2 protein-coding genes and 1 pseudogene are annotated in these 2,550 nt (G+C 71.6%); 1 reads left to right on the top strand and 2 read right to left on the bottom strand.

The window, feature by feature from the left end:
* Window positions 1-1,503 (bottom strand): NCS2 family permease, encoded by a 1,503-nt coding sequence (locus tag N869_RS14325; protein ID WP_035062709.1) that lies wholly within the window; start codon window positions 1,501-1,503, stop codon window positions 1-3.
* Between the two features lie 80 nt (window positions 1,504-1,583).
* Here N869_RS14325 and N869_RS14320 point away from each other — a divergent pair, with 80 nt between their 5' ends.
* On the top strand, window positions 1,584-1,835 hold the full coding sequence (locus tag N869_RS14320; protein ID WP_035062707.1) for a DUF2530 domain-containing protein: 252 nt from the start codon (window positions 1,584-1,586) through the stop codon (window positions 1,833-1,835).
* Here N869_RS14320 and N869_RS17985 read toward each other — a convergent pair.
* Window positions 1,818-2,550 (bottom strand): annotated as a pseudogene (locus tag N869_RS17985) (sacsin N-terminal ATP-binding-like domain-containing protein); the annotation flags it as partial. The gene N869_RS14320 and the pseudogene N869_RS17985 sit on opposite strands and share 18 nt — an antisense overlap.

The following is a 2,550-nucleotide window of genomic DNA, read 5'->3' as shown; positions in this document are numbered from 1 at the left end:
TCAGCCCATGACGCCGACGGTCCGCAGCGCGCCCTCGATCGGCGCGATCGCGAAGTACACCACGAACAGACCCGCCGACACGTACATCAACGGGTGCACCTGACGGGCCTTGCCGGCCGCGAGCTTGAGCACCACGAACGAGACGAACCCGGCCCCGATGCCCACCGCGATCGAGAAGCTGAACGGCATCAGGATGATCGTCAGGAACGCCGGGATCCCGATCTCGTAGTCCTTCCAGGAGATACCCGTGACCTGCATCAGCATGAGGAACCCGACGATCACCAGTGCGGGGGTCGCGGCCTCGTAGGGGACCAGGTTGACCAGCGGGGTGAAGAACGTCGCGAGGAGGAACAGCACACCGGTGACCACCGGGGCGAGCCCGGTGCGCGCACCGTCACCGACGCCCGCCGCGGACTCGATGTAGCTGGTGTTGCTCGACGCCGAGCCCATGCCACCGGCGATCGCACCGACGGAGTCCACCACGAGGATCTGCCGGGTGGACGGCGGGTCGCCCTTCTCGTCCAGCAGGTCCGCCTCGGCCCCGACCGCGACCATCGTGCCCATCGTGTCGAAGAAGTCCGCGATCATCAGCGTGAACACCAGCAGGAACACGGCGACGAACCCGATCGAGCTGAACGAGCCCAGCAGCGAGAACTGACCCAGCAGGCCGAAGTCGGGCTGCGCGACGACGTCCCCGACGCCCGTCGGCAGGACGGGCTGCACCAGGCTCCACCCGCCGGGGTTCTCGGCCGTGCGGGGGCCCAGGCGCCCGATCGCCTCGACCACCAGGGCCAGGACGGTCGCGGTGACCACACCGATGAGGATCGCGCCCTTGACCTTGCGCACCATGAGGACCGCGATCAGCAGCAGCCCCACCACGAAGACCAGGACCGGCCAGCCGATCAGCTCGCCCTCGTGCCCCAGCTCCAGGGGTGTGGCCAGGCTCGTGGGGATGCGCACCAGCCCGGCGTTGAACACCCCGATGAGGGCGATGAACAGGCCGATGCCCACGCTGATCGCGAGCTTCAGCTCCACGGGCACCGCGCGGAAGACCGCCTCCCGGAACCCCGTGAGCACCAGGACCAGGATGATGATGCCCTCGATGACGACCAGGCCCATCGCGTCGGCCCACGTCATGCCGGGCAGGACGGCGATCGAGAACGCGACGAACGCGTTGAGCCCGAGCCCTGCCGCCATCGCGAGGGGGAACCGGGCCACCACACCCATGAGGATCGACAGGACACCGGCGACCAGGGCGGTGACCGCGGCGATCATGGCGAAGTCCGCGGACTCGGTGCCGCCACCGAGGAACGCGCCGGTGCCGTCCGGCACCGCACCGAGGATGAAGGGGTTCAGGACGATGATGTAGCTCATCGCGAAGAACGTGACCAGACCGCCGCGCATCTCACGGGCGAGCGTCGAACCACGTTCGGTGATCTTGAAGTAGCGGTCGAGGGCGTTGATCCGCCCCTCAGCCGTGTCAGGGGAAGTCGTGCGCGTCATGGCGCACAGCCTGGCAGACCTCACCCCCACCGGCGCAGGACGGTGGTCCGACGGACCCCGGGCGCAGATAGGCTCGGCCCGTGAGCACCACCCGGCCGCCGCGGCCCAGCATCCTGCGCCCCAGCACGCTGGCGCCCGTGGAGCTCGACCTGCGCAAGGTGTTCCTCGCCGGGATGCTCCTGTGGGCGTTGGCCCTGGCGGTGATGATCGTGCTGGAGGTCACCGGCACCGAGACCGGTCGCGGCCCGGCGGTCAGCATCACCGGCGTCATCCTCGGGGTGCTCGCGCTGGTGTGGGAGCACCGCCGCAACCACTCACGCCCCGGTCGCTGACACCCCGTCGGCGGGCGGCGCCGCAGCCAGGTCCAGGAGCACCGCAGCCCGGCACGACGGGTCCTCCAGGACCTGCCGCACCTGCTCACGGCGTTCCCATGCCGTCAGTGCCGCGAGCGCCGACGCCAGGCCCCTGGTGGTCGCGGCGTGGGCGACCCCGTCCGCGACCCACCACTCCACGGGTCGGCCGTCGACCTGCAGGTCGTCGTGCTCCACCCAGTGGCCCGGTGCGTGCGGGAGCACGTCGCGGAGCTCGACGGGCACGTCGGCCGGTTGCCCGGAGGACGTGACGGCACCCGGGCACCGGTCGGACGCGAGGTCCAGGTCCCACAGGTCGGCGGTGGCGGCGGGGTCGGGTGCGGGGGCGACCGGCCAGACACCCGGGTGGTGCACCCACATCGCGTCGGCGAGGGCGACGTCCTCGACCGGGACGACCTGGACCCGGCCGGGGGCGACGACCGCGGGCAGCCGGTCGGTGTCGCAGTCGGGCAGGTGGGGCATGGCACGCCAGACCGCGGCGGCCAGGGCCGGGTCGACAGGGTTCCCGGGTGGGGGCAGTCGGTCCAGCGCGGCGGCCCACTGGGTGGGGTCGAGGGCAGCCAGGTCGGTGACGACGCCGAGTGCGTGGGTGAGGGGCTCACCGAAGCCGTCCCACGCGGGGGGTGCGGAGGGCAGCAGCGCGGCGGTCGCCGGGGTCGCGTCGGGCGCGGCGAAG

It is taken from the genome of Cellulomonas bogoriensis 69B4 = DSM 16987, from assembly GCF_000767165.1.
Lineage (GTDB): Bacteria > Actinomycetota > Actinomycetes > Actinomycetales > Cellulomonadaceae > Actinotalea > Actinotalea bogoriensis.
This window is presented reverse-complemented; position numbering and strand designations above follow the sequence as displayed.